A 19,448-nucleotide genomic window follows, 5' to 3' on the forward strand; every position below is an offset into this window, starting at 1 on the left:
TTAAAGTTAACTAACTATGACAGCCGTAAATAATATCATTTTAAATAATACTCAAGTTGAACAAAAAATTCGTCGAATTGCTTTTCAAATTTACGAAAGCAATAGCGACGAAAAAGAAATTATTATAGCTGGTATTGCTGATAATGGATATTTTTTAGCAGAAAAAATTTCGACTATTTTAAGTGACATCTCTCCTTTATCAATAACTTTATGCAAAGTTTCTATCGATAAAAAAAATCCTATCAGTCCAATTACTACTTCTATTAAGAGTGAAGAATATCAAAATAAAGCATTAGTTTTAGTAGATGATGTTTTAAATTCAGGAACAACTTTAATATATGGTGTAAAGCATTTTTTAGAAGTTCCTTTAAAAAGATTTAAAACAGCTGTATTAGTTAATAGAAATCATAAAAAGTATCCTGTAAAAGCTGATTTTAAAGGAATTTCTTTATCAACTTCTATTAAAGAACATGTAGTTGTAGAGTTTAAGGTTAATGAAACAATTGCTTACTTAACTTAGTAATTTTTCTAACTCCTCTACTGTTTCATGTATGCTTTTATTATCAACTATTAATTTATATGTTGCTTTATTATAAAAGTAGCTTCTTTCAAACAAGTGCTTAGCAACAAACTCTGACAACTCGTCTTTGTTTAGGCGAGCTACCAGTGGGCGTTTACTTTTTTCGTTCGTTAGCCTATCTACAATGGTAGTGATATTTGTTTTTAAATATACAGATTTCACATCATTAACACTTAATAATACATCCATATTCCCTGCATAACAAGGAGTACCGCCTCCTAAAGACAAAATAAATTTGTTTTGTTTCTCTAAAAGTTCTTTTAGGTATACGTGTTCTTGTTTCCTAAAATAGATTTCTCCATTATTTTCAAAAATCTCAGAAACTGTTTTACCTTCCTTTTCCTCTATATATTCATCTAAATCTATAAACGGAATTTGCATTTTTTCGGCTAAAACTCGTCCAACAGTCGATTTTCCGCTCGCCATATACCCTAATAATACAATTTTCATAATCTAGTAATTAAGCAGTTACAAATATGAGTAAAAAATATTACAAAAAAGCTTTTTTGATTCAAAGAACAGTTGTATATTTGCAACCGCTTTCACAAAGAAGCAATGACCGGGTAGCTCAGTTGGTAGAGCATCTCCCTTTTAAGGAGAGGGTCCTGGGTTCGAGCCCCAGCCCGGTCACAAAAAGTTAAGCACATGCTTAACTTTTTTAGTTTATGCACGTATGGCGGAATTGGTAGACGCGCAGGCTTGAGGGGCTTGTTTCCAACGGAAGTGCAGGTTCGACTCCTGTTACGTGCACAATTAAGAAGTATAAAACTATTTATATCAGTACTTTACATATATTGATTTTATTTTTGAGGGAATATTTGTAAGAAATTACTACACCATTTTTTCACTCTTCAGAGTGTTTTTTTTTATTTTTAAAACATGAATATTTCTGAATTAGATAAACTTTGTAAAGTGGAAGCTCGAAAAGTTTTTGAAACTTTTAAAGAAACTATATTAACACCTCCTTTTATTGAAATCAAAAATACAGAGAGCTTTATAGATGATTCAATAAACTCTCAGATATCACAAGTTTATGGTACCAAAATAATGAAGACTTATATTGAACAAGTAAAGTCTGAACAACAAATGAAATATCTTCAAAATAAAATTAAAGAACACAAAGAAATACTTATTAAAACAGCTTTAAACTTTGCGAAAAAAAATTTAAAAAGACAATCCTAAAGTAAGTGCAGCTGCTCCTATTAATATTCCCTCAAAAACTGATAATCCTTTTTTTTGTTTAACTGATTTTATTTCTGTGTTTAACTCTTGTATTTTTAAGTTATTTAATACTTCTCTCTTATCTAAACTATCATTTTTTTTTACAAGCTGTATCACTGCATTTGAAAAGTCAATAGTTTTTAACTGAAGTTCTTTGTAGCGTAATTTTAAACTATCACCTTTCTGAACATCTTTCATTATTAAATCAAAAGTTCTAGTAGATAAACAAATACTATCTGTTTTCGTATTTTGAGAGAAAATCTCTACGCTGCTTATCAGTAATAGTAGAATTATTAATAGATTCTTCATCTTGTATGCGTTTTTGTTCTATTTTGTCTTTATTTAAAATCAATTCAGTAGCTTTATTCTTTATTGAAGTATTGTTTACTTTCCTTTGGTTCCTTAATTGCTCATTTTCATAAATGAGTTCATTTTTTTGAAACACTAACCCTTGTACATACTTATGCTTATAAACACCATAAACTACTCGATAATAAAGAGCTACCCCCACAAGCAATACAATTAGAATCAATAAAATCCTACCAAACCAATTTTGACTTTTCCAAAGTGTATTTATTAACCACATAACTTATTCATCTACTATTATTAATTCAAATTCTCTTGGAGCAATTGCTAAAATTCGTTGCATTGTTTTTTTACTACTGGTTACATCCCTAAAACCATCTCCATTAATATCTGTAAAATTATTACCAACAATTATACATCCACGAGTGTCTCTATAAAAATTACCAAAATGAATAAGAATGTAAGTTCTACCTGGTACATCTTCTAAAATAAAGTGCCACCCATATTTATCTGAATAACGTAGCTTGCATATATATTTACCTGCAGGAATACGAGATATTGAGTTCCTATTATCTCTATCCGGTAGCTCTAAAGACTTAACAGTAAGCAGTAAATTAACATCGTTATCATAAAATAATAAATTACCAAGAGTTTGTTTTTCTTCTTGTTTTAATCTAATTAATTTAGCTTTCATTTCTATTTTTTTTCGCTTCTCGTTTAGCTTTTATCTTATCTCTAACCTTAACTACATGGGGTTGTAAAAACACCCATACAACACCTGATATAATTGGAATTAAGAATTTAATAACATTATCTGTTGGAGTAGCTATTGCAGCAACTATTGAAGCTGCAATAACTTTCATTTCTAAAGGGTTAATATGTGTCATACTATTGAGTTTTATTACCTGTTAACTTTGATGCCCACTTAACTAATATGTCTAAAGCTTTATTATAAAATGCAGCTCCTACTGCTAAGAAAAAACCAACAGATAACAAGCTCCAATAGATTTCTTGTTCTGGTTTTTTGTCAGTTATTAAAAAAGCAAACATAGCTGAGTTATATACAGATGCTACGACTAAAATTAGCCCTAGTATCATTAATATTGTTTTAATTCCAATGTTTCGTATCTCTAAGAATTTTTTCATAATTATGGTGTGTATACATTCGTTTTGTAATTAGCTGTTATTCTTATTGTTCCAGAAGTAAATGTAACAGAAGAAAAAGTAGAGTTGCTTTGTACTGGACCAAAATATACCCTATTGTTCGATACAAAAAATGATTTTATTCTATCTAGATTACTAGAAGATAAGTTACTTCCATAAAAATTACCTATTGTTACAGCTCCTCCACTACCCGAATCAGCTAATTCAGGTAGGTTAGATATATATAAAGAACCTGAAGGTGTTCCTGAAGTATTTATGTTTGTTAAATATATATTAATCATTATATTATTACCTGTTCTAATGTATTCAGATTTATTTACTGTAAAAGAATATGTTGCTCCTCCTCCTTGGTCAACTAAAGTAGGTGTAAAAGTACCTTCTTCGTAAAAGCCTGCTGGTAACCCAGCATAATCTGATATGTTATCTGTATGTATTAATTCTTTCCATTCTCCCCAAGGTCCAGAATTTACTTTTGTTCTAAAATATGCTTTTTGACTGGTGCTAAATCCTAATTGAGTTATCCAATTATTTGAATCATTGTGAATTGAAGTACTGCTAACAAATGATAACCCTTGACCGTATGTTCCAGGAGCGGGTAATCCAGTGGTTACATTGTTCCAACCAAAGAAATCTATATCATATTTAGTATCAAGATTTGATTCAATAGAGGAATTTCTATTAGTGAAATCTGAAGCAGACACGCCTCCTAACTTTTCCGCGTTTACATTAGTAATACCTGTACCATTACCTGTATAAATACCTGTATTAAGGTTGATTCCTCTGTAAAAATTGAAATCACCACTATCTCTACCTACCGTATATAAATCATTTACAGTTGTTCCAGAAGCAGATTGAAACTTATAAGTATTGGATAAACCATCTAACATACGTCTAAAACCTACAGCATCAACACCCCAACTTGTATTTACGTCTTCTAATAAGTAGTAAGAACCTGATTCTGATTGATTAACTGATGTTTCTCCTATAATAAAATCTTTTTGTGTGTTACCATTCCAATTACCAATAAAACCAATATCAGATTTAATACTCCCTGCAAATTCAGACGGATAAGGAGATTCAGATTTTATAAAATAAGAATTACCATTAATCGTTGGTAAAGCATCGTTTCCAGCTCTTAAATAAGCTAAATCACCTGTTACTGTAGCTCCTCCTGTATCTACATCCAAATACAAAACATCAGCTTGCCCAACAGAACCATTTGTAAAAACCAATGAATTGTGTGAGCCTTGCATATAATTAGCAGTAGCACCAGTATTATCTATAATTGTTGATGAGCTTATACCTCTTAAATAATCGATAGCTGCAGCACCTGTAATTTTACTATCGTTAGATGTACCAACAATAAAATTTCCGTTACCACTACCTGAAGCTTCTCCTGTATTTTTAGTTCCATAAGCAAAATTAAAGTTGCTAGAGCTAGCATTTCTACCTACTAAGTTACTTCCAGTAACCCCTGCATCTTCAACAAGAGAGTTATTTACAACCCTTGAGACTAAACCATAAGTTGTATTACTTAAATTAGAAGGTGTTGAAGAAGCTTGTCTATCTACATCTATAAATTGAGCTACATTAGTTGATGTTGATGTTGATTCTTTTTTTACGGTTAAATTTGAACCAGCTATATTAGTATTTGAATTTAAAGGATCTATAACTGTATTTCCTGTTATATTTCCTCCAGCTTTTTTAAAATAAAAGTTTTCATAATCACTTTCCAAAGGAACAACAACGCCTTTTCTACCAAAAACGGAAGCTACATCATTATTGTTGTCTACTTTTTGCCATTCAACTCCGTTAGATATAATCCAATCACCCAAGCTATAAGTTTCTCCAAACCGAGTACCTGATTGTGTAACTACATAATAATGTCCTTTAGTTGAAGTAGCAGGAGATTCTGCTAATGTTGGTGTATTAGCTAATGCATCATAATTACCCTGATAACTCACGCTACCTACCAGTGCATCAGGAATTTGAGCCATTGGTATCTTACCACTCACATCCAAACTAGCAACTCCATTTGGTACCGCCTTTTGAGAATTATTAATAAAATTAGCTAATTCTGTTTGAACAGCCTGAACTGATGGGTACTTTGTGTGATTTACGATAGAGAAATCAGTTACTTTGTTAGATAAGTTTTCTTTTAAATCTAACTTGGGCTGTATTTGCAACTCTGCTCTATCTAGTAATGTTGTTTGAGGAATGTATTTCAGAACTTTTTTAGAATCAAGAACCCCAATACTATCCATAGCTGTACCTAACTCAACCCTAGTTATCTGCAAATCATCAGGTACCGTTGTTCTTTGAGCAGATACAATACCTATAGTAAATAGACTAAAGAGTATCAATAAAATTTTTGTTTTCATATTACTATTCGTTTTTTGATTAATGATTTTGTTTTACCATTGAAATATCATTGGTGTTATTGTTATATCAGTATCTGAAGTAAAAAAAACACTTAACTCGTTTCTAAAGCCAAGCGTCCAAATAACAGATGTTGCTGGTGAATATTCATTTATCTCATTACCTCCTGATGTTGTACCTATTTTTACCGTTGCAGCACCACTTATTCTTATCGAATATAAATTTGCATCTTGCGGTAATGTGTATTCATGAGGTTGATTAGCAGTAAGAGAAATTGGTTGTGCTGGTTTTAATCCTTTTGACACCTTTTCATCTATATAATCACCTAACAAGCTCCAAACACTTGTTTGACCAGGCACATCTGCTGATAATGTAACTTCAGGTAAATTACCAACATACACATACATTTTACCTCCATACACCCTATAATGAGGAGCTTCAGAAACCGTTAATGATTGCCCAGACTTCCATACAGGCACTTCTTGATTTAAGACCTTTATCGCTTCATTTATCTTAAAACCTCCAGTTCTTGCATCATCACCATCCTCTGCATTAGGTGCTGATCCTAAATTTATCTCTTGTAAATTATTCATATTGCTCATCAAATGTTTTTACTGTTGAATCAAAAGTCACTTTGGTAGAATCGAACGTAAAAGGATAACCACCTACACTAACCTCTTCAGCTTGATGACGTTCAGGAACTATAAACCTTAACCTATGTATTACATTATCTTTCATAATTAAACCTGCCATTCCCATTTAAAAAATAACTTATTGGATTCATAAGGCAAAAATCCATCCTCTCCCTCTAACCAAAATCTATATGCTGAATCGTCAGGAAAAGTATGTGTTATCTGCGTAGAGCCTACAGATATTACTTCTTCCTGCTCTGAACCTACAGGGTACCACCCTACAGGCAGGATAGAATCTTTATTCATTTTTTGCCACTTCTTTTTCAAGCTACTTGGAAACCCTAAAGAATGTGAAACATCTATTACAGCAGTTTTATTTTTAAAACTAATAGCATTAATTGAAATCTCATTTACTGGCGGTATAATCTCAGAAACCTTAACATACTCTTTATTCGATTCAACTCCTTGAATTAACACCACTTCATACCAACCTTTTTTTTCATCTGGCAAAGGATAAATTACATGCTTATAAACACCTGAAGATTGATTTATAACTACCTCTTCAACACTTCCTGTTGACACCCCACCGTTTATTGGTGAATCAGTAAATTTTGTAAATTTTAATACCGCTTCTACAGGAGATATATTTACCAACTCATAATCAACTATTATCTGCCAATAAGGCAATGTAAAAACAGGAGAAACAAAATCTGATTTAGCTGAAATTGTTATTAAAGGATCTCCTGAATCTTCAATTACATCTTCTTGTGACGCATCCCTACTTTCTAATCTTTCAAACATTACTACTTCGGTAGTTCCTTGCGTTAAATCGAGAGTTAAATTTGTTATATAATAATCTCTTCTATCAATGAAATTAAAAATTAAAAAATCTAAAGGAAAAACTAAACCAGATACAACACCCCTCACAGCATAACTAGCATCATATCTTAAATCTAAATACAAATCTGCTATAACTTCATGAAACTTTTTATTAGCTACACTATAACCATTAACCAACTGCCATTTATCTAACCAATTATCCAAATAAAAAGAACCATTACTAACATCTAAAGCAACAAATAATTCATCTGTCTTTAAAATTAAATCAATAGAACTTCTACCATCATAAGAGAAGTTTATTTGCCTTATCTCTAAACCGCTTTCACCTTGACCTAAAAAATAATCATCTGAACTTATTACCTGCATAGTATTATCTTCAAGCTTTCTATACAAGGAAAAACCACCACTTAACATTCTATACACATCATCATCAATACCTACAAAAATATTAGTATACCATAAATTACTACCGTTATATACCTCCTTAACCCTATGATACCTTACACTTACAGGGATAAAATTATTAGCTAATCCACCACTTTCTAATTGATTTTTTAAAGACTCAGAAAACATCAACCTTCTATTAGTAATATCCATCCTTGTAGTTGAATGAAAAACTTCTAATTCTTTGCTTGTTGTAAAATCTATTCCTCTATTTATACTATAATCTAAACTTGAATTAAAATTCATTTTAAACTCAAACACATTCACAAAAATGCTTGCATCTAAATAATCATGCCTTACTAACGGATATATACGAAAATCGTAATACCCTGTTTTTTCAAACATTAAATCTTTCACCTCTAATTTAAAACGAAGCTTATTTTCTTCTCTGGTAAATTCAATTTCAAAATAACCTGCTGGTAAATCATTATCTAATCTGGTAGACAAGTGCAATACCTCTTCAGTAAATGCTTGATTTTTATGTTCCTTATAATAAATTTCTAAGATTAAATGATCTTTTAAAACCTTGTTTTCAATATCGTCATCAATAGCAGCTTTCGCAGTTTCAATCTCTCCATTCCATTCAGCACCTAATAACCTTAACTCTCCTTCGTAATTCAATATAGCTGTTCTATCTACATCATCACTCCCTTCAATAAAAACTGGATTTTTTAGACTTAAATAATTTGAAGGTAAATCTGTTAATTGAATAAAACTTTTTTCACCTGAAGAAACAGTTGTACCTGCTACTTCACCACTTCTCAATAACAACTTAACATCACCTACTACTTTAGGATTACCTGACTTCACTACAAATCCATTAAAATATTTATCAAAATGTATTTTAGAAAAGTCATACCCGAAATCAGATAACGGAACATAAGTATCACCTTCAACCCTAGCATCATTACTAGTTAACTTCCAATACACTAAATCAGCATACAAACTATTGTAACCAAAATTATTAGGTATTGCAGTAACCACATCTTTAAGCAATAAATATTCGTCAGCACCCCAATCCCAAGACACGGTTAATTTATTTAAAGGAGCTTCCATTTCAATTAACGGAGTAGCAAAAAAAGTTCTAAACAAACGATCTCTATCTATTGTTTCAAAACCTTCAAAAACACTATTAATACTATATTTATAAAACTTAATAGTTTCTTCATTCAATCTATTTAACCCAATTACCCACCATTTACTTTTATACTGAAATACTTTACAGCCAATACTTGTTAATATAGCTTCTAACACATTATAACAACTCTTCGCTTTTCCTTTATCATCAATATAGCTTGAAGTATCAATTTCTAAATCACTATAATTAACATTAAAAGCAGTGTTTTGAACACTCTCAGCAAACATGATAGGTAATTGCATACCTGTTAATGATAAGCAGGTTTGCAATACATGAATAACACTCATTGTTGAAACACCTACCCAATCTAAATTCTTTAACCTACCAATACCATCTGTAGCAATAAACTCAATAAAGAAAGAACCTTTATCATAAGGCTCAGAAAATTGCTCTGGAAGTAAGAACCCACGCCATAACTCAACAGGATTTTCTTCATCTGAAACATCTTCTAATAATACTTTATATCTTGTTTCGCTACCCGTGAATAAGTGACCATACTTAGCATCTATTAAACTAGTTACATTCAAATTAAAACGAAGCTCACTAGCCATTAAAGCACCATACCTGTCTTCAAATCCATTGTATTGCAACTTAGGTGATCCTGCTTCCGTATCTTCTAATTGCAATACTCTATCATTTTCATGAGTATCAATAATTTTTATATCTAATATACCTATATCCATTAGCTTGTACGGCTTTTTCTTACATCGTATCTATCTAACACAGCTTTAAGCCTACCTGCATCTGCTGTTAATTCTCCACCTAAAGATATTTGTAAGTTTTGTGACGCAGGAGTTATTAACTCTTTTAACTTACTTAAAGGAGCTACAACCTCTGGGTTACTGCTCGCGCCTGCATACTCACCAATTAAAGCATTGGTAGGACCATAAACAATACCTCCATTTGCAAAAGGCGTTACACCACCACTTTCTTGCCCTCCTGAAAACTGAGAAGCAATACTACTAATAACACTACCAATAGCAACCAAAGCAACACCCGCAGCAATTGCAGCAAAGGGATTAGAAAATGCAGATTGAATAGCTAACATACCTACACCAACCTGTATAGCTGCTTCACCTAATTGAGTAACTAAATCACCAACAACTTTCAACATCATACCACCCACATCTGCCATTGATACCGCTCCTAAAATTAGACCACCAATCATTTCACCTATACCAGATAAAAAACTAGTTACCCCATTAGTAATGATATCTGACATCTGTATAGAGAAATCAATAAAATCATCTTGAATACCTTTTAACTCGGTATTTAATTTTTCTCTTTTATCTTTAACTCCCTTCACAAGACCATCTAAACTAGCTTTTTGCTTTTCATCTCCTTCTAATAAAGTTTTCGCTTTTTTCCTTTTACCAGTTTCAGGCTCAGGAGTTACAGAACCAGAAGAAGCATTAATATTATTTGCCTTAATAATATCTAACACTAATTTTTCTTCCTCTTTTAATAATGCTATTTTATCAAGTAACTGATTGTTAGCTATTTCTGAAATAACATTACCTTGATTTAATACCTTTAAAAGCGTTTCTTTTTGCTCTAAATTTATTTGATCGTTGGCAGTAACCTTAGCAACTTCATCAGCTCTATTTTTTTCACCATCAACTAAATTTTTTGCTTGCTTTAATTCTAGATCAATTATTTTAGATTGTATTTCTTGTAGTTTTGCCTGAGCTGCTTTTACTTTTGCTACTTTCAACAATTCTTCATTATACTTTTCTAAAGCTTTTCTAGCTTTATCAGTATTAATAGTTTCTAAATTTAGATCTCCTAAATATTTAGGAGATAACTTATTCAACTCTTTAATAGCTCGTATACGTTGATTTTTATTAATCCGCTCATCTTTAGCGATAGACACTAACTCAACTAACTTCGCTTTTTCTGCAGCTATAGATTTTGTTGCTTCATTATTTATTTGCGTTAGAATACTTTGTGTTTTAACAACTTTATCCGTTTCTTTTCTAAACAACACAAAATACGCTACTACAGCGCCCAACGCTATTAATAAAGCCCCGAAAGGATTAGAGGCAATCCAAACAGTTAGCGATTTAAACGCTACTGATGTTGCTGCCACCGCAGCTTTTAAACCTCCGAATACCGTTATTAAACCTGGTATTACATTCGTCATTAAGTATCCTAAAGCAACCAATACAGGTCCTACAGCAGCAGCTATACCCCCAAAAATTATAATACTTTTTTTAGTTTCGGGATTCAACCTTTTAAACCACCCTACTAACTCTTGTATCCTACCAATGAATTGTTTCGCTAAATCTTTTAATTTAAAAGTCTCTGCAATTTCTTTACCCAATTCTGCAAAACCTAAAACTAAGTTATCTTTTATAGTTGAATATAAGCCATGTAAAGTTTCAGATTGCTTCGCCATTTGCTCGTTAAAAATACCACCTTGATCAGTCATACTCTTTAACGCATCTTGCAATAAACTAAAAGAAATTTTACCCTCTTTCGCCATAGCAAAAACCTGATCTTTTGCAATACCAAACTTATTTGCCAAAATATCAATAATCGGAATACCTCTATCTGAAAGTTGCAATATCTCTTCAGTCATAGCCTTCCCTTTAGCCTTCACTTTACCAAAAATAGCAGCCATATCACTTAAAGGAACATTTGCTCCAGCCGAGATATCACCTAAAAACTTTAGCTTACTCAATAACTGATCTTGCTGAACACCAAAAGAAAGTAATTGCTTCGCTGCCTTCCCTACACCATCTAACTGAAAAGGTGTTTTTGCTGTAAAATCTGTTAATTCTTTTAATAAAGATTTTGCTTTAGATCCAGAACCAACCATTGACTCAAAAGAAGTCTCTAACACTTCTAAATCAGCAGCCGACTTTAAAGAAACACCACCCAACCCTACAATAGGAGCTGTAATACCTACTGACATTTTCTTACCTACATTTTGCAAGTTCTTACCCACCTTTTTCATTTGGCGAGTTGCTGACTGCATTTGCGTAGAGAACTGCTTTAAATCGGCAGTAAAGGCTATATTTATATTTGCTAAGGCTGACATTTATTTTTTATCAAAAATTTGTTTGAGTTCTTCTCTTGATTTTGGTTTGCGAGATTTTTCGGTTTCTTGAGTTTCTTCCCAAGGAAACTCCATAATATCTTGAATCTTTAATTTTTTATTATCAGAATACGGTAAAATTGCATGATACATAAGCATTCTCGCTCTATACCATTCTGATTGCTCTTTTTCGGCTTCTCGTTTTCTAAACCCTTTTAAAACATTATAAAACTGCCTTGGTGTTAAGCTATAGAAATACATTATTTCTAAACCAACTTCACCACACGCCAAAGACTCCAATTCGTCAAAAGTCGGGTCGAATATTTCTTCTTTATCCGACCCTTCTTTTAGTTTCCCCCTTTCTTTGGTTTTACATTGTTTTTAGGTAAAGAATCAGTAAAAACTTTCATAATTTCCATTATATCAACCTTACCTATCATAACCGCATCCATAACATCATCAACAGAAACATCAACAGAATCATCAACGTTTTTTACTCCTGAAATAACTAAATTTCCTATAAAGTCTAATTGCTCAAAAGACGGATCACTACCCATCTTATCAAGTTTTAGTTTTTTTACAATCTTATCAATTCCAGATACTTTATCGTGTTTATAAATTTTACAAACACGACGTAAAGCGCCGTAACCGAAACGAACTTTATACTTTATATTACTAACTTCTATATACATATTACACAGTTGTTCCAATGTTTAAATCCCCTGACCCCTTAACCGAATAATCAAAAGTCACAGCTTCTTCTGTTTGGGTATTTATAACAAAATTCTCAATATACCCCTGCCCATCTAATGCAATATTACCTGTAACACCATCTGCTAAAGTCACAGAAACTAATGTTTTTGCTTTCCACGCATCTGCAATAGCCTTTAAATCCTCTTGAGTTGTAGCACCACTAGCAGCATAAGCACTTGATGATAATGAAAATGTTTGTTTACCAGGAGACACTTCAACCCCATTCGTATCTTTTGAAGCAATTTCTTTAAACTCAGTACTAGCGTTAAGCGTAGAATTTGTTTCATGAAACACCTCTTTAGTACCTATTCTGATACGCATTTTTGATCCTTCTAAAAAAGCCATGATTTCTTATATTTTAATGTTAAATTTTTGTTGAATAAACAGCCAACCTTCTTCTGTTTGAAAAGGCTCGCCTCCTAATTGTTGGTAAGCAACACTTGAAGTTCCAAATGCTTCTTCTACCGCATCTGCTATTTCACAACACGTATCATAATCGGCAGCGTAACTCTCTACTACTACCTCATACCGTTTCGTACTATCTTTTGAAATTACCCCGTTATCTTTTATATGATAGGTTATGAATTTTTCTTTTTCATCAGCTGAAGCTAACAGCGGATAAATACTATCAACTCCATTAGATAATAAATCTACTAGTGCTTGATGCGCTTTTAAATCGCCAAATACCGTTGATGAACATGCTGTAAAACTCATTTACTTAACCTATTTATTTGTTTTTGAATATATTTTGATACTTTTTGCTCAGCATCTTTAGTTACTCCTCCTTTTGTTTGCTCGTACGCTTTATCTATAAAAGGATTCGACTTTATTTTTTTAGTTCCCCGAATAACAAACTGTCTTAAATACCAACCGTCTGCTCTTCTTGTGCTTCTAGGACTTACAATAACCATTGGGTTTTTAGCCTTTCGCATTGTTTTTTTTCCTATACTTCGCCTTCCTGTTCCTGGACTAATTACCGTACCAAAACGCTGTCCTTTTCTTTTTTGAACGTGATGCTTTCTACTTACAGGAGCTAAGTTTTTAGCAGCCTTTACAGTAGGATTAGCAACTTGATTTAATATTTTAACAACCTCTCTATTCTTTACCTTGTCATTAGCCAAGGATTTAATTTTTTTTTCTAGCTCTTTAAAACCTGATATTTCAATTAATGGTTTAGTCACGTTTTACTCCTTTTACAGCTAAATATCTTTTCCTTCCTATCTTACTTACATCAATAATATTGTACGTTTCTCCTTCGTAATCAATCTCTTTTTCGTGCGCACCTACACCTGTTAATTGTTCATCGTAACGAACCGTAAACTTTTTCTTATTAATGTAAACTATACGTCCTTCTACTTCCTCGGTACCAGAAATATCCTCTACCTTTGACCAACAATTTTTCAACACTTGCATCGTTGGTGTTGACGCTCCTGATGTTGGAGATTTTATTTTAACGACACTCTTAAAAGTAATTCGTTCGGTTAGTTCACCTATAAATGTTTTATCCTGTTGCATAATATTTATAAGGACCTAATAAGTTTTGAACTGATGTTGAGTAGGTTTTCGGTCTGTCTGACCTAAACTCGTAAAAGTCTGATACTAATAATAATACCGCTTGTTTTATCGCTTTCGGCAGCTTTTTAAACCCACAAGTAACTACTAACTTAACAGCATCTGAACGTTGCTCTTTTACAATAGGTAATTCATCTACCACGTAATCAACTATACTTTCAAACTTGTCTATTTTTTTTAATTGATAAGATGTTGCTGAAAGTGTTTGTAATACATTATTTTCATCGTAGTACTGGATAGAATCAACAGAGATTTTTGTTTGCTGCTTGAAGTTTAACACATCTTCAAAAGACACACCATACACCTCGTACTGCACATTTTGAATTATACGCCCAGTATAACCTTCTGCATACGAAATAGCAGCACCTATATAGCTTTGTATTAAAACATCTTCTTGAGTAAATTCTGGCTCAATTTTTAAATGCTCCTTAACAACCGCTAACGATACTATTTCTGGTATTTGTTGATTTTCTACTTCTACGAAATAAGCCATAACTTATACTTTTTCAGCGTACTTCGCTTCGATTAATTCTGTTGCTAAAGGCTCTGGAAGTTCAACTTCTTCACCTACACTATACGGCAATAAAAACTTACCAGAAGGAGATAATAAAAACTTAACTTTTACTAACTCAACATCGTTATTCTCTTCTGAAAATGAAGCAACTAATTTTTTAAAAATAGTTTCATCTTTATTAGTTTCTTTAAAAGAAACACCATGATCGTTAGCCATTTGCTCTAACTGTTCACGGGTAAAATCTTCAACAGTTTTATCTTTTAATAAATTTTCTAAATTTGACATGATTTTGTTTTTTTAAAAAAACTCGGTTACGGCACTTCATAACCGAGTTTTAACGTTAACCAAACTAATTACCTATGGAAATTATACCGTGAATTTCTTATTGAAAGCAAATGCTTTTGGATGCACAACTTGCACATCTGCATACGCATTTACTATTAATCTTACCTTACCAGCAGTTGCTTGTGTTAATGGATCTACCTTGATAGAAATACCACCCCAACTACCTGTAAATGCTTGTTTCCAATCTCCAAAAATTAATGGATGATTACCTGTTAACTCTGGAACTAAGTTGGTAGAAACTAACTTACTTCCGTTTAATTCTTTACCATCTGAAAGCATAATGCTATCGGTACCAGAAACCTTAGGAGTTGTTTTTAATTTACCTTTTAAAAGCTTGTTGGTTACATAACCTAACGAAGCATCTGTAGCGTTAGAAGCTTCAATTAAAGTTTCTAACTTAACAACCTCTGCAAATGTAGGAGCAGCTGCAGTTGCCATGTTTGCATCGTTAACTCCTGTTAAGTTTAAAATACCTGTAGGAGCTTTACCACCCGCACCATTTAAAACAGCAGAAGCCAACGTTCTTCCGTACGCATCGTTAAGCATACCAATAATCATTGCTTCAATTCCGATACTTGATTGTAAAATCAATTGCTCAGAAATATCTACTACCGCTACTACTCTTTTTGGCTTTAATACTGGACCATCAAAATCAGCATCAGTTTTTGATGTTACATTTTCGTTTTCATCTGCCCAAACAAAAGAAACATCTGTATGAGATAATAAAGGAACATTACCAACTAAACCAGGTAAATGCGTTACACCTAATTCTGATAATGGATTGTTAGGAATTAAAGGCGCTACCATTCGTGGCGCTTCATCAACAACCAACTTACCACCTTTTAAACCTGAATCTCCTGTAACAGATTGATCTCTTTTTTCCATCATAGAAGAAGGAATACCAATAGAAGCACCTCTAGGAACTTCTAATCCGCTAGATCTTAGCTCTTTTTCTGCTTCTTGCGAAGCTTCTGCTTCTGCACCATCTAATTTCCCACCGTCTAAAACAGAACGAATCGCTCTTGTTAAAGAATAATTTCTTTCTTTATTTTCAGTACGTACAGCAGGCGCACCACCATCTACTCGTTCACCGTTTTCACTTGCACGCTTTTCGTTTTCTTCGATTTGCTTTGCTCTAGCAATTTTAGGCTCTAACTCATCAATTTCTGTCTGCAAATCATCGAACCTCGTTTCCTCTGTTTCATTCAAATCTCTGTTTTCTGAACGCGCCTCATTAACTAAATCTCCTTGCTCTTTCACTAAAGAAGCACGCTTTTCTAATAAATCTTTGTAAGTTTTCATTTTATAAACTTTTATTTTTATTAATAATTAATTGTGCTTCTCGCACTGATTTTCCGTTTTTTTTGTTTGAATTTTTTCTTAAATCAAAACTTCTTTTTGCTACTGAAGTATCTTGATAAGCAGGGAAAGTAACAGGAGCTACATCATATAGCTTACCAACTTTTTTAATTTGACGAATATCTAAATCATCCTCTTGTTCAATCCAAATAGTCTCCTCAGCTCTAAACTGAAAAGATGATTCTGAAACATCACCTGAATCTATAGCATCTTCTAAATCTTTTGCATACGACCTATTTGGAGTAGTATATCTATATTTCAAACCTTCCTTATCCACCCAAATATCTAGGGTACCCGAAGCTGTTCTTCCTAATATTTGATTTGGATTATGATTTAACAAACATCTAACATCATCTTTTAACACATCATCAAAAGCACCTTCCAATATCTCCTCATAAAACCAATTCCCTATTTTTGTTCTAGTATTAAAAATAGCAGCAGTACCTTCAATTACTGAAGGCTTATCCTCTTCCCCTTCACTTCGTTTTTCTACAGAAATAGGAGCTACAACAATCCTACTTTCAATATCTTTTATATTTAACTTATCACTCATCATTCAATGATTTTAGTTCTTGTAATTTTGCTTCTATCTGCTCTAAAGTTTGAGCATTAACTGGTGTTAATGGCTCTTCTAAACCATCAATCGCATTTAATTCTAACAATGCACGTACTTCATTACGCGTCATAGCACCACTAAAAATTAATTTTGAGAAATAATCTGCTTGCGTTGCTTTGTCTGCCTGAAGTAAAGAGTTGTGATTGAAATGAATATACAACCCTTCTTGTTGCTGTTTTTTAGTTAACAGCTTCACATCGTATTCCGATTTAAAACTTATTGCCCATGGCAGAACAGAATCGGAAACATGCGCAATTTCTTGATGCTCAATGTTTGAAAAGGTAGCATTGTCTAAACTTTTAAGTTTATGAGGCGGGATGTTTAACCAACGAGCAACTTCCACAATTCCTTCTTTATGTGTCAATAAGAATTGAGTTTCTTGCGGGGTTAAACGGATGTGTTGGAATGATCCCATTTCATCCAAAACCGCTACTTTAAATTTATCTTTGTTAGACAATCTTCCAGATAAAGCACTCGCATAACGAGTTTTTGCATCACCATCCATAGGTTTTGCAGTGGTAACAATACCAACACCTTCACCTTTGGTTTCGTAATAATCGGATGCGTACTCTTGCGAGTTTAAATTAACACCTAAACTCAACGCAGCAAAGGTTACTACACCAATACCTGTAATTCCGTTTAAAGTGAACCCTGGTACATGGATAATATCTTCAGCATTAAAAGGAACACCATCTATATGATAAAAAAGTTTGTTATTGAATTTTCGTACTTCAACTTGCGATTTGTTTTGGTCAACATATTGAAGCGCTGTTACTTCTTGCGTAATTTCGTTACGTATAATAATTGCATACGCGTTACCTTTTAAAATAGCACTTAATAGCATTACCTTATCAAAAGAAAAGGCTGTCATGTACTGGTTAGGTCGTTTAGAAATTACATAAGTAAGGTTACTACCGTGTATTTTTTCGCGGTTACGTCCGTCTTTTTTATACAGTGCTTTTGGTAGTTTTGCGTAGTCGTTGCAAAGAATATTTACACCGTTGTAAAATGCAGATAAGGTTAACGCTGTAGTGTTGTTTATTGGCGTTCCTCTTTTTGTAGTACCGCCACCAAACCAATTTAAGAAGCCTGAGCCAATAGATACTGGCTGACTTCTTTGCTGAGAGAGAGTAGATTGTAACGCTTCGAATATCATACACTTACTTAATTCAAGTGTAAAGATGCGACTGCGTTTAAAAAAAAATGCGAATAAAATATTCGCTTTTTAATTCTGGTTAGTTATTTGTGTTTTTCTACATATAAACGACAAGCTCTATGAAACTCTTCTACAGATTTTTTAACCTGAAAACCTGCAAAACCAATAGAACTTCTTAATAAAGTAACATCTCTACCTGACAGCTCTTTAAACTCTGGCATTCCATCTTTTTTTATACGTTTATCATAATACTCTTTAAGCAACTTCATATCTGTTATTTTTTTATTTTAAAAATAAATATACTAACACCTATCATTAATTCAACAATAATTAATAAGCATACTAATATGTATCTTACCAAATTACGAAATAAATCTAATTCTAAAAGTAAAGAGGTTGCAAATGCTACTAAAAAAGTGATTACCACTATTGCTACTACTTGTAAATCTTTATATTTCTTCATGTTCTACTTTCAGATTATCTAAGTATTTATTAATTACCGAACGCACTCGGCTTTCTTTTAATCCTGTTTTTTCTGCTATCATAGCTACTATCTCTGTATTTTGTTTACTTGTATCTAGTAAACTTAAATACATATCGATAACTATTGCTGTTTTTTCGTTTTCTAACATGGGTTACTTTTTTATATAGTTATTTCTACTCATTCTAAACGAATCGAAATCGTTGTATTTGTAATGATTAAATATTAAATAGTGTAATTCATTAGTTACGTTAAATGCTTGCTTTTGGGTTTTACACTTAAACAGGATTTTAAAATAATATTCCATGAATCCGCTAGTGGTACCTAGTTGTTTGGCAATTTCAAAAGCGAGTGCTTTTATTTTGTTTTCGAATTGTTCGGCTTGTTGTAGTTGATTCATAGTTATAGAATACTTTACATTAATATCCAAATTTTAAAACCTCGATTAAACTCTATTTTACCCATTCCTGATATTGCATCAGATATAGATTTATAACCTATTGATTGAGCATATTTTGTTTTTTGTGACCAAGTATCTAAATTTTCTTTATCAGATGTTTTTTCGGTAGCTTTAGAAACACAAGACTCACAATAGTCTTTTCCTTTATTAAATTTCACATTAAAGTCTACTCTTAAATCTTTTAAAAGTTTATCTGATTTCCAATTTGTTATATCCTTCTTACATGAATCACAAATTATTTTTCTTTGTATAAGTATTGACATGCTATATAATTTTTGAAAGAATTAAACCAATAACAACTCCTATACCTATAATCAGCACTACAAACAAATAGAACCAGAAAGACAAACTTAAATTCGTGCCTAATCCTGTAACTGGATCTCCCATCATTTCAGCATAATGAATAGGGTCGTATTCTTTTAGATAATCTCTATATTCCTTTGTCATG

General features: G+C 32.4%; 30 protein-coding genes and 2 tRNA genes. 4 read left to right on the plus strand and 28 right to left on the minus strand.

Annotated features, from left to right (window positions below):
- Positions 1 to 16 precede the first annotated feature (16 nt).
- On the plus strand, positions 17 to 520 hold the full coding sequence (locus tag MHM83_RS10835) for a phosphoribosyltransferase domain-containing protein (protein WP_047788816.1): 504 nt from the start codon (positions 17 to 19) through the stop codon (positions 518 to 520).
- Here MHM83_RS10835 and MHM83_RS10840 read toward each other — a convergent pair.
- A complete protein-coding gene (locus MHM83_RS10840; RefSeq protein ID WP_047788817.1) occupies positions 512 to 1,030 on the minus strand; it encodes a shikimate kinase in 519 nt (172 codons plus the stop codon). The genes MHM83_RS10835 and MHM83_RS10840 overlap by 9 nt on opposite strands.
- A 107-nt stretch (positions 1,031 to 1,137) precedes the next feature.
- Between MHM83_RS10840 and MHM83_RS10845 the strand changes: the two genes are divergently transcribed.
- From MHM83_RS10845 to MHM83_RS10855, 3 genes are all read left to right on the plus strand, one after another.
- Positions 1,138 to 1,210 (plus strand) — tRNA-Lys (locus MHM83_RS10845).
- A gap of 37 nt (positions 1,211 to 1,247) precedes the next feature.
- Positions 1,248 to 1,330 (plus strand) — tRNA-Leu (locus MHM83_RS10850).
- 129 nt (positions 1,331 to 1,459) lie between these two features.
- Positions 1,460 to 1,762 carry a hypothetical protein gene (locus tag MHM83_RS10855; RefSeq protein ID WP_239179702.1) on the plus strand — a complete coding sequence of 101 codons (303 nt, stop codon included), beginning with the start codon at positions 1,460 to 1,462 and terminating at the stop codon, positions 1,760 to 1,762.
- On the opposite strand, the gene MHM83_RS10860 is transcribed toward MHM83_RS10855, so the two are convergent.
- The 27 genes from MHM83_RS10860 to MHM83_RS10990 all read right to left on the minus strand — a co-directional run bounded on the left by MHM83_RS10860 (position 1,745) and on the right by MHM83_RS10990 (position 19,447).
- Entirely contained in the window at positions 1,745 to 2,110 is a 366-nt protein-coding gene (locus MHM83_RS10860) for a hypothetical protein (RefSeq protein WP_239179703.1), read from the minus strand. The two genes, MHM83_RS10855 and MHM83_RS10860, sit on opposite strands and share 18 nt — an antisense overlap.
- Positions 2,034 to 2,387, minus strand: coding sequence for a hypothetical protein (locus tag MHM83_RS10865; RefSeq protein ID WP_239179705.1), 354 nt, complete (start codon positions 2,385 to 2,387; stop codon positions 2,034 to 2,036). Before MHM83_RS10865 ends, MHM83_RS10860 begins: the two co-directional genes overlap by 77 nt.
- A 3-nt stretch (positions 2,388 to 2,390) precedes the next feature.
- A complete protein-coding gene (locus tag MHM83_RS10870) occupies positions 2,391 to 2,801 on the minus strand; it encodes a DUF5675 family protein (RefSeq protein ID WP_239179707.1) in 411 nt (136 codons plus the stop codon).
- The gene (locus MHM83_RS10875; protein WP_239179709.1) at positions 2,791 to 2,994 is read right to left on the minus strand and encodes a hypothetical protein; all 204 of its coding nucleotides are present in this window, start codon (positions 2,992 to 2,994) and stop codon (positions 2,791 to 2,793) included. The genes MHM83_RS10870 and MHM83_RS10875 overlap by 11 nt, the downstream gene beginning before the upstream one ends.
- Before the next feature lies 1 nt (position 2,995).
- Complete coding sequence (locus tag MHM83_RS10880; RefSeq protein WP_239179711.1) at positions 2,996 to 3,253, minus strand: hypothetical protein; 258 nt, start codon at positions 3,251 to 3,253, stop codon at positions 2,996 to 2,998.
- Between the two features lie 2 nt (positions 3,254 to 3,255).
- Positions 3,256 to 5,652, minus strand: a complete 2,397-nt coding sequence (locus MHM83_RS10885; protein WP_239179713.1) for a hypothetical protein — start codon at positions 5,650 to 5,652, stop codon at positions 3,256 to 3,258.
- 33 nt (positions 5,653 to 5,685) lie between these two features.
- Positions 5,686 to 6,243, minus strand: coding sequence for a hypothetical protein (locus tag MHM83_RS10890; protein WP_239179715.1), 558 nt, complete (start codon positions 6,241 to 6,243; stop codon positions 5,686 to 5,688).
- Positions 6,236 to 6,403 (minus strand): hypothetical protein, encoded by a 168-nt coding sequence (locus MHM83_RS10895; protein ID WP_239179717.1) that lies wholly within the window; start codon positions 6,401 to 6,403, stop codon positions 6,236 to 6,238. Before MHM83_RS10895 ends, MHM83_RS10890 begins: the two co-directional genes overlap by 8 nt.
- A complete protein-coding gene (locus tag MHM83_RS10900; protein WP_239179719.1) occupies positions 6,391 to 9,387 on the minus strand; it encodes a hypothetical protein in 2,997 nt (998 codons plus the stop codon). The genes MHM83_RS10895 and MHM83_RS10900 overlap by 13 nt, the downstream gene beginning before the upstream one ends.
- Positions 9,387 to 11,747 carry a tape measure protein gene (locus MHM83_RS10905; protein ID WP_239179721.1) on the minus strand — a complete coding sequence of 787 codons (2,361 nt, stop codon included), beginning with the start codon at positions 11,745 to 11,747 and terminating at the stop codon, positions 9,387 to 9,389. The genes MHM83_RS10900 and MHM83_RS10905 overlap by 1 nt, the downstream gene beginning before the upstream one ends.
- On the minus strand, positions 11,748 to 12,044 hold the full coding sequence (locus tag MHM83_RS10910; protein WP_239179723.1) for a hypothetical protein: 297 nt from the start codon (positions 12,042 to 12,044) through the stop codon (positions 11,748 to 11,750).
- A 47-nt stretch (positions 12,045 to 12,091) separates the two neighbouring features.
- Positions 12,092 to 12,436 (minus strand): hypothetical protein, encoded by a 345-nt coding sequence (locus MHM83_RS10915; protein WP_239179724.1) that lies wholly within the window; start codon positions 12,434 to 12,436, stop codon positions 12,092 to 12,094.
- Between the two features lies 1 nt (position 12,437).
- Complete coding sequence (locus tag MHM83_RS10920; RefSeq protein WP_239179726.1) at positions 12,438 to 12,842, minus strand: phage tail tube protein; 405 nt, start codon at positions 12,840 to 12,842, stop codon at positions 12,438 to 12,440.
- 6 nt (positions 12,843 to 12,848) lie between these two features.
- Positions 12,849 to 13,211: a hypothetical protein gene (locus MHM83_RS10925; protein ID WP_239179728.1), complete on the minus strand. Its 363-nt coding sequence runs from the start codon at positions 13,209 to 13,211 to the stop codon at positions 12,849 to 12,851.
- Positions 13,208 to 13,678 carry an HK97-gp10 family putative phage morphogenesis protein gene (locus MHM83_RS10930; protein WP_239179730.1) on the minus strand — a complete coding sequence of 157 codons (471 nt, stop codon included), beginning with the start codon at positions 13,676 to 13,678 and terminating at the stop codon, positions 13,208 to 13,210. The genes MHM83_RS10925 and MHM83_RS10930 overlap by 4 nt, the downstream gene beginning before the upstream one ends.
- Positions 13,671 to 14,012, minus strand: a complete 342-nt coding sequence (locus MHM83_RS10935) for a phage head closure protein (RefSeq protein WP_239179732.1) — start codon at positions 14,010 to 14,012, stop codon at positions 13,671 to 13,673. The genes MHM83_RS10930 and MHM83_RS10935 overlap by 8 nt, the downstream gene beginning before the upstream one ends.
- Positions 13,999 to 14,562 (minus strand): head-tail connector protein, encoded by a 564-nt coding sequence (locus tag MHM83_RS10940; protein WP_239179734.1) that lies wholly within the window; start codon positions 14,560 to 14,562, stop codon positions 13,999 to 14,001. The genes MHM83_RS10935 and MHM83_RS10940 overlap by 14 nt, the downstream gene beginning before the upstream one ends.
- Positions 14,563 to 14,565: 3 nt before the next feature.
- Positions 14,566 to 14,868 carry a hypothetical protein gene (locus tag MHM83_RS10945; protein ID WP_239179736.1) on the minus strand — a complete coding sequence of 101 codons (303 nt, stop codon included), beginning with the start codon at positions 14,866 to 14,868 and terminating at the stop codon, positions 14,566 to 14,568.
- A gap of 81 nt (positions 14,869 to 14,949) precedes the next feature.
- Positions 14,950 to 16,230, minus strand: a complete 1,281-nt coding sequence (locus tag MHM83_RS10950; RefSeq protein ID WP_239179738.1) for a phage major capsid protein — start codon at positions 16,228 to 16,230, stop codon at positions 14,950 to 14,952.
- Position 16,231: 1 nt separating this feature from the next.
- Entirely contained in the window at positions 16,232 to 16,840 is a 609-nt protein-coding gene (locus MHM83_RS10955) for an HK97 family phage prohead protease (protein ID WP_239179740.1), read from the minus strand.
- Positions 16,833 to 18,059 carry a phage portal protein gene (locus MHM83_RS10960; RefSeq protein ID WP_239179742.1) on the minus strand — a complete coding sequence of 409 codons (1,227 nt, stop codon included), beginning with the start codon at positions 18,057 to 18,059 and terminating at the stop codon, positions 16,833 to 16,835. Before MHM83_RS10960 ends, MHM83_RS10955 begins: the two co-directional genes overlap by 8 nt.
- A gap of 83 nt (positions 18,060 to 18,142) precedes the next feature.
- Positions 18,143 to 18,328, minus strand: a complete 186-nt coding sequence (locus MHM83_RS10965; protein ID WP_239179745.1) for a hypothetical protein — start codon at positions 18,326 to 18,328, stop codon at positions 18,143 to 18,145.
- Between the two features lie 5 nt (positions 18,329 to 18,333).
- Positions 18,334 to 18,522 carry a hypothetical protein gene (locus MHM83_RS10970; protein ID WP_239179747.1) on the minus strand — a complete coding sequence of 63 codons (189 nt, stop codon included), beginning with the start codon at positions 18,520 to 18,522 and terminating at the stop codon, positions 18,334 to 18,336.
- Positions 18,509 to 18,691 carry a hypothetical protein gene (locus MHM83_RS10975; RefSeq protein WP_239179749.1) on the minus strand — a complete coding sequence of 61 codons (183 nt, stop codon included), beginning with the start codon at positions 18,689 to 18,691 and terminating at the stop codon, positions 18,509 to 18,511. The genes MHM83_RS10970 and MHM83_RS10975 overlap by 14 nt, the downstream gene beginning before the upstream one ends.
- 3 nt (positions 18,692 to 18,694) lie before the next feature.
- Positions 18,695 to 18,940, minus strand: a complete 246-nt coding sequence (locus MHM83_RS10980; RefSeq protein ID WP_239179751.1) for a hypothetical protein — start codon at positions 18,938 to 18,940, stop codon at positions 18,695 to 18,697.
- A gap of 14 nt (positions 18,941 to 18,954) precedes the next feature.
- Positions 18,955 to 19,263: a hypothetical protein gene (locus MHM83_RS10985; RefSeq protein ID WP_239179753.1), complete on the minus strand. Its 309-nt coding sequence runs from the start codon at positions 19,261 to 19,263 to the stop codon at positions 18,955 to 18,957.
- A 1-nt stretch (position 19,264) separates the two neighbouring features.
- A complete protein-coding gene (locus MHM83_RS10990; RefSeq protein ID WP_239179755.1) occupies positions 19,265 to 19,447 on the minus strand; it encodes a hypothetical protein in 183 nt (60 codons plus the stop codon).
- Position 19,448 lies beyond the last annotated feature (1 nt).

The sequence above is a fragment of the Tenacibaculum sp. Mcav3-52 genome (assembly GCF_022347665.1).
GTDB classification, from domain to species: Bacteria; Bacteroidota; Bacteroidia; order Flavobacteriales; family Flavobacteriaceae; genus Polaribacter; species Polaribacter mesophilus.